Below are 6,970 nucleotides of genomic sequence, written 5' to 3'. Positions count from 1 at the left end.
GAGACCGAGAAAATCGTGGCCGAGGTCTTCGCCCAGGTGTTGGGCCAGGATCGGGTCGGACTCGATGACGACTTCTTCGCCCTCGGCGGGAATTCGATGATCGCGACCCGGGTGAGTGCGCGACTGCAGCTGGCGCTGGGCAGAGAAGTGCCCGTGCGCTACCTCTTCGACGCGTCCACCGTCGTGGATCTCGCCGACCATCTCGACCGGCACCGCGGAGGCGAAGACACGGTTTCCGTGCAAGAAGTGGTTCCGGTTCAAACTCTGAGGAAGGGCACCGGCGTGCCGCTTTTCTGCATCCATCCTGGCGGTGGGGTGAGTTGGCTGTATCAGACTCTCGGCAATTACTTGGACTGCCCGATCATCGGAATTCAACAGGTCCTCGAGAGCGGAGAGGTTGAACCCCGGTCAATTCACGAAATGGCAAAAAACTACGCCGACAGAATTGAAAGAGTCCATCCCGCCGGACCCTACAACCTTCTCGGCTGGTCTTTCGGAGGCGTCGTCGCCCATGATATTGCCGTCGAGCTGCACCGCCGGGGATGCGTGATCGATTCTCTTATTCTTCTCGATGCCCAGCCCGGCACCGACGCCCTGCCGAACGAGGATCTCGATGACTGGACGAAGCACCTAGATGCCTTACGGTTCTACCGGATCGGCAGTTCAGAAGAATCCGATTTGTTCACCTACGAGCAAATAGAAGAGCTGATTCGTGAACGGGGAGCCGAGGACTTCGCCGCAGAGTTCCCCCGATACCAGCAGGTTTTAGATCTGTTCATTAAGAACATCAATAATGACATCGAGTTGTCTCGAACCCACGAGCCCGGTGTTTTCAACGGTGATATGGTCATATTTTCCGCCGCGCGAGGTGAGACTAATCAGGGTCCGTCTCCTCTGCAAAGTTGGCGACCATTCGTTAACGGCGACATCACCATGCACTCGATCGACTGCACGCATCAAGAGATGCTTACGACGGAATCGCTCAATATGTACGGCGAAAAAATCAAAGATTCATTGGTTCGGGTTCGATCCGCTGAGGCTTCCGAGCCCTTCGACCTTGGCAGGTCCGACGAGCGGGACTGGGGAGAGGAGGCCGTCATGAGCCGGCAGTTGAGCAATGGTGTCAGTTCAGTAGAAGTAGTTCCCACCGGCTGCCCGTTCAGCGATTTGCAAGGAGGGGCAGACGACATCGAGGCCGAACGAAAACTTCAGGCCACCGGGTTCCGCTACGCGGAATACCTGCACCTCGACGAACTGCTCGGCGCGGTAAAGCCGTTGTTCGGGGACGCCGACCGTTCGGCTCGGGGCGACGAAAGCTACTTTCTGATCATCCACCAAACCTCTGAACTGTGGGTGTCCCAGATCCTGGCCGACCTCGAGGTCGCGCTCGAGTCCGCCCGTCGCTCGGAGTTCGGCAAGGCGGTCGATCGCATGAAGCGCGCAAACGCCGTGCTCGAACTGACCATTACGACACAAAGCGCCCTGCAACACTTATCGGTAGATGACTTCAATCGGTTCCGGGGTGGCTTACAGGGAATCACGGCCGGACAGTCGGCCCAATTCGCGACCCTGTTGACCGGCATTCGCCACGCTCCGGTTGCGGCGCTACTGGAAATCCTCGCCGATCGGCCCACAGGTGACAGGAGCAGCCGCCGGCAGCGCCTGCAGCTAGGGGCCCAGCTCGACGTATTCATCGCCGGCCTGACGCGCTGGCGGCTGGCCCACCTCGACGCCGTCACCCGCTTCATCGGGGACGGAAGGGGCACCGGCGGCACCACCGGGGTCGGCTTCCTGATCGATCGCCTTTTTGAGGCTTCCTGCCCGGCGCAGAATCGGCTGTCGACCTGCTAGGCGAGCAATCCTGCCGTGGGACGAGCTGCCTACCCCCGATTTTGGTGCGGAGCCCAGGTGGGTCCGCGGGCGCCCGACGCATTCCTGCGGGTCGACGCTGGTTCCTCGTGGATAGTGCGCTACGGCACCTATCCCAGCCAGCACGGCGTGCTCAGCCTTCCCGACGGCCAAGGCCCCTGGCCGGTCGCGGTGGTCATCCACGGCGGCTTCTGGCGGACGGCCCACGGTGCCGACCTGGCCTCCGATCTGGCCGACGATCTAACGCAGCAAGGATTCGCTGCCTGGAACATCGAATACCGCAGGGTGGGCGACAACCCGGACCACGGCGGCGGTGGTTGGCCGGCCACCTGTCTCGACGTTGCCGCCGCCATCGACCTGCTCGCGACAACTGGTCAGACCCTGGCGGCCGGCCGTCTCGACCTGTCGCGAGTCATCGCGGTCGGGCACTCCGCGGGGGGTCAGCTGGCCGGTTGGCTGGCCGGTCGAGGATCGCTGCCGGCCAAGGCCCCCGGAGCCTCTCCCGTCGTGCGGCTGGCCGGCTTCCTCAGCCAGGCGGGAGTCTTGGACCTCACACTCGCGATGCAGGAGAACACGGGTTCCGGAGCCGTCCGAAACTTCCTAGGCGCCTGGGCCAACGATCCCCGCGCCCGCTCGCTGGCTTGCCCCAGCGCCCTGCTTCCGACGGGCATCCCCTCGGTGTGTGTGCACGGCACGGCCGACGACGACGTGCCACTCAGCCAGTCGCAGCGTTTCGTTGCCGCGGCTCAATCTGCCGGCGACGACTCCCGTCTGCTGCTGCTCCCCGGCGCCGATCACTACACACTGATCGACGCGACATCGCAGGCATGGGCGTTGTGCCGCACGGTGATCCGGGAGCTGGCGCACTGAACGCCAGGCTTTGGCGCGGAGCGGCTTCGGTGCGGGTGTCGCGACGATGTCAAGCAGCCCGAGTGGCCCGCACGGTGGCGCCCTTGCCCGGAACAAGCCCCATTTCGAGGCGGATGGGTTCATCGCGCGGATCGACGGCGGCGAGATCCACGGAACGCAGCACGGTCGCCAGGACGTGAGTGGCCTCGAAGATGGCCAGCCGGTCGCCGAGGCAGCGGTGTTCGCCGCCGCCGAAGGGTATGAGTTCATAGCTGTTGGGGCGGCGCTGCAAAAACCGTTCTGGTCGAAAAGCTTTCGGGTCTTCGTAGAGGTCAGGATGCCGGTGTACGGACTGAACGACTGCCATGATCGTCGTCCCGCCCGGGAAGTAACGCCCACCTAGGCTCAGCGGCCTGGGAATGAACCTCGTGACGAACATGAACGGCGGTCGCAAGCGCAGGCTTTCCTGCACCACCGCATCGAGATACGTGCGCTGGTCGCCACCGCCGCGTGCCTCCGCGGTGGCCGCGGCGAGTGCGTGCGGAGTACGCACCAGCCGTTCGATCGCCCAGCTCGCCAATGTCGCCGGGGGGTCGTAGCCGCCGAGCATGATCCCCACCACCTGGTCCCGAATCTCCCTGTCCGACAGTGCTTCCCCGTGTGCTCGCAGCAACGAATCGATCACATCGTCGTGCTCGAGCTCGGGGTGGCGCCGACGGCGGGCGATCTCGTCGTAGACCAGCTCATTGCATCGGTTCAGCTCCCGCTGATATCGCGGCCACAACCGCAGTGCGCCGATCGACCTTAGCGCCGAACGCACCGCACTCTGCCCCGACGCAGCCGTCGTGAGCAAGTCCTGCCAGGCCGATTTCCACCGCTGCATCTCCGAATCGGGCACTGACGCCGCCACTTTCAAAATCAGCTCCATTGAGACTTCGAGCAGCCGTGGGCGCACTGCCACCGTCTGCTGATCGGCCCATCCGCGGACCTCTTGCTCTGTCCTGGCCACGATGAACTCACGCCACTGCGTCAGCGCGTCGCCGCGCAACCGCGGCAGCATCAGTTTGCGCAGCCGGAGGTGGTGCGGCCCGTCGAGCAGGAACACCGACCGGTCTCCCCAGAACGGATCCACAACGCGATGCGGCTCTGGGGCGTTGACGTCATCGGGGGGCGAGGTGAACAATGGCTTGATCAACGCCGGATCCCGCACGAAAGCGACTCTGGATCCGACGAGCCGAGATATCAACGGCGGCGGCGACATCCAGACTACGTCCCCGTGGCGGTCGAACAACTCATCGAAAGCGTCGTCGCCGCGTCGTGGCAACGTCCATGCCAGCTTGAGCATCTGCGCGCGTCCAAGTTCATCCGACGCGGCATTGCGCGCCGTGTGCAGAGTTCTCAGCATGGCTGACCTCCTCGCGCTCGTCGTCACGATCCAGGCCCGCCCCGGTCGGCAAGTGGCAGGCTTCCGCCGGCGGAGCGCCCAACCGAGACCAGTGAGGGATCTCCATCCCGCCGTAGGCTTGAACTGCGCTCACCGTCATTTCTTTCGCGTGTGTAGCGGCCGCGCGCCTCGGCGGAATCTCATCGCTTGAACGAGAGGCCGAGACTCTTCGGCCGTATATCGGTCCAGTTCTGTTCGATGTAGTCCAGGCAGGCAGCTCGGTCCGCTTCGCCGTGCACCACCCGCCAGCCGTCTGGAATCTCGGCGAAGGCGGGCCAAAGGCTGTGTTGCTCTTCGTCGTTGACCAAGACGAAGAAGTTGCCGTTGTCGTCGTCGAACGGGTTGATGCTCATCGGTTCTCCTGACCGTGTGTTCGAGTTGAATTGATGTTGGGAGTCAACAGGATTGGCCCGGCATTTCGGCGCAGCGGGAAAATCCTCGGTGTTACGAACCAGAAGGCGCCCGGCTTGGTGCCGCGACAGGCTCCAATGCCGCAGACGGCGGGATGAAGCCGTCGTTTGTCATCTAACGGCGCCCGACCCCATGCTCGGCTACAAGCCATGCCGGGAGCCTATGGTCGCGTCTAATGCTCAGGGGCAAAATATGCGCCAAGTAGAGTAGTGCGAACGCCCGGTTAGGGTAGTGATCACGAAGTGACCAGGAGATGACACCGGCGGCCATCGCGGTTGGTCGGTAGTACGGACAACTCGCCTGATTTGAGCCTGCTGCGGCGTCTTGTGTTCACTGGGTTGGTGTCCACCCGAAAAGCCGTATTGGCACGGTCGAGGACTGTCTGCCCTATGTCAACGAGCGCCGTCGCGGTACCTTGGCGGCCATGACGTCGCTGCAGGACAAAGTCGTTTTCATCACCGGCGGTGCCCGGGGAATCGGCGCCGAGGTCGCCCGCCGCCTGCGCAAGAAGGGCGCCAAGCTCGTGCTCACCGATCTCAACGACGCCGAGCTGAGCGCGCTGGCCGCCGAACTCGGCGAGGACCACGTGTTGACCGCCGTGGCCGACGTGCGTGACCTACCGGCCATGCAAGCCGTCGCGGCCCGGGCCGTCGAACGGTTCGGCGGCATCGACGTCGTGGTGGCCAACGCGGGCATCGCCAGCTACGGGTCGGTGCTGCAGGTGGACCCCGAGGCGTTCAAGCGGGTGCTCGACATCAACGTGCTCGGCGTCTTCAACACCGTGCGGGCCGCGCTGCCCGCGGTGATCGAGCGCCGCGGCTACGTGCTGGTCGTCTCGTCGCTGGCGGCGTACACCGCCTGCCCGGGACTGGTTCCCTACAACGCGTCCAAGGCCGGCGTCGAGATCCTCGCCAACGCGCTGCGGCTGGAGGTGGCGCACCATGGCGTCGCCGTCGGTTCCTCGCACATGTCGTGGATCGACACCGCCCTCGTCCGCGACACCGAGGCCGACCTGCCCGCCTTCGGCAAGCTGCTCGCCAGCTTCCCCTGGCCGCTGAACAAGACCACCACCGTCGACAAATGCGCGGACGCCTTCGTCAAGGGCATCGAGGGCCGCCGGAACCGCGTCTACTGCCCGCGCTGGGTGGCGCTGTTCCGCTGGATCAAGCCGGTGCTGTCCACCCCGGTCGGCGAACTGCCCCTGCACAAACCAACGGCGGAGCTGCTGCCCCAGCTGGATGCCCAAGTCGCCGCGCTCGGCCGGTCCACCAGCGCTTACAACCAGGGATTGGGCAAAAAGGCTTAGGTTCGATGGCGGTACCCCCAGCACTCGGCTAAGCCGAGTTGGCGATCGCCGCTAGCGCCCGAATCCGGGGCGACGGCGGCGCAGGTACCGCTCGAACTCCGCGGCCAGCGCGTCGCCGTCGATCTTGCCCAGGGCCTCGTTCATGTCGACCTCGGCGTCGCCGCGTTGTTCCAGCGACGACACGTATTCGGCCAAATCCTCGTCCTCGGCGGCCATCTCGGTGATCGCCTGCTCCCACTCCTCGGCTTCCGTCGGCAGGTCGGCCAGCGGAACCTCGATGTCGAGCACGTCCTCGACGCGGCGTAGCAGCGCCACCGTCGCCTTCGGGTTCGGCGGCTGCGACACGTAGTGCGGCACCGCCGCCCAGAACGTCACGGCGGGGATCCCGGCGGCCACGCAGGCGTCCTGGAACACCCCGGCGATGCCGGTCGGACCCTCGTAGCGGCTCTCCTCGAGCCCGAAGCGTTTCGCCGACTCGGGGGAGTAGGCCGCACCCGAGACCGGCACCGGACGGGTGTGCGGCGTGTCGGCCAGTAGGGCGCCCAGAATGACCACGGTGTCCACGTTCAGCTTGTCGGCGATGGCGACCAATTCGGCGCAGAAGGTACGCCAGCGCATATTGGGTTCCACCCCGTGCATCAACACGACGTCGCGGTCGCTGCCCGGCGGCCGACAGTGCGAGATGCGCATCGCCGGCCACACCAGCTCCCGGGTGACGCCGTCGACCTGCCGAATGACCGGGCGATTCACCTGGTAGTCGTAATATGCCTCGTCGTCGATCTCCAGGATCGGGTCGGCTTCCCAGATGGCCTCGAGGTGCTCGAGCGCGTCGCTGGCCGCGTCGCCGGCGTCGTTCCAGCCCTCAAACGCCGCCACGACGATGGTGTTGTGCAGTTCGGGCAGTGCGGCTTCTCTGTTTGGGGGGCCCTGGGGCGGGGTCACAGATTTAGCGTACGGCCTTGCGCCCCGATGTTCGGTGCGCGGTGGCCGTCGATTGCGGCCGATGGGCGCTCAACCGGGGGATTTGCATAGGCCGACTATCCTTATAGGGGTGGCTGCCGCTAACGAACACCGCTGTGACACCGACATCC

The 6,970-nt window shown here is 64.9% G+C and carries 6 protein-coding genes; 3 read left to right on the top strand and 3 right to left on the bottom strand.

Annotation, left to right across the window (positions count from 1 at the left end):
• Both A5756_RS03220 and A5756_RS03215 read left to right on the top strand, forming a co-directional pair.
• Positions 1-1,851: tryptophan 2,3-dioxygenase family protein (locus A5756_RS03220; RefSeq protein ID WP_232005313.1), on the top strand; the 1,851-nt coding region annotated here is incomplete at its 5' end.
• A gap of 57 nt (positions 1,852-1,908) precedes the next feature.
• On the top strand, positions 1,909-2,739 hold the full coding sequence (locus A5756_RS03215) for a S9 family peptidase (protein ID WP_197505730.1): 831 nt from the start codon (positions 1,909-1,911) through the stop codon (positions 2,737-2,739).
• Positions 2,740-2,788: 49 nt separating this feature from the next.
• Here the strand turns inward: A5756_RS03215 and A5756_RS03210 are convergent, their stop codons facing one another.
• Positions 2,789-3,979 (bottom strand): cytochrome P450, encoded by a 1,191-nt coding sequence (locus A5756_RS03210; RefSeq protein WP_232005314.1) that lies wholly within the window; start codon positions 3,977-3,979, stop codon positions 2,789-2,791.
• A gap of 323 nt (positions 3,980-4,302) precedes the next feature.
• On the bottom strand, positions 4,303-4,515 hold the full coding sequence (locus tag A5756_RS03205) for an MbtH family protein (RefSeq protein ID WP_066946896.1): 213 nt from the start codon (positions 4,513-4,515) through the stop codon (positions 4,303-4,305).
• Between the two features lie 482 nt (positions 4,516-4,997).
• Between A5756_RS03205 and A5756_RS03200 the strand changes: the two genes are divergently transcribed.
• Positions 4,998-5,879 (top strand): SDR family oxidoreductase, encoded by an 882-nt coding sequence (locus tag A5756_RS03200; RefSeq protein ID WP_066946893.1) that lies wholly within the window; start codon positions 4,998-5,000, stop codon positions 5,877-5,879.
• Positions 5,880-5,930: 51 nt separating this feature from the next.
• Here A5756_RS03200 and A5756_RS03195 read toward each other — a convergent pair whose 3' ends face one another.
• Entirely contained in the window at positions 5,931-6,821 is an 891-nt protein-coding gene (locus A5756_RS03195; protein ID WP_197505315.1) for a PAC2 family protein, read from the bottom strand.
• Between the last annotated feature and the right edge of the window lie 149 nt (positions 6,822-6,970).

The sequence above is a fragment of the Mycobacterium sp. 852002-53434_SCH5985345 genome (genome assembly GCF_001667155.1).
GTDB lineage: Bacteria > Actinomycetota > Actinomycetes > Mycobacteriales > Mycobacteriaceae > Mycobacterium.
Note: the sequence above shows the minus strand (reverse complement) of the source record. Positions and strands in the feature narration are given on the sequence as shown.

Coding starts and splice junctions, on each gene's coding strand:
- A5756_RS03210 (WP_232005314.1), bottom strand. CDS start 3,979: ATGTCGCCGCCGCCGTTGATATCTCGGCTCGTCGGATCCAGAGTCGCT.
- A5756_RS03200 (WP_066946893.1), top strand. CDS start 4,998: ATGACGTCGCTGCAGGACAAAGTCGTTTTCATCACCGGCGGTGCCCGG.
- A5756_RS03205 (WP_066946896.1), bottom strand. CDS start 4,515: ATGAGCATCAACCCGTTCGACGACGACAACGGCAACTTCTTCGTCTTG.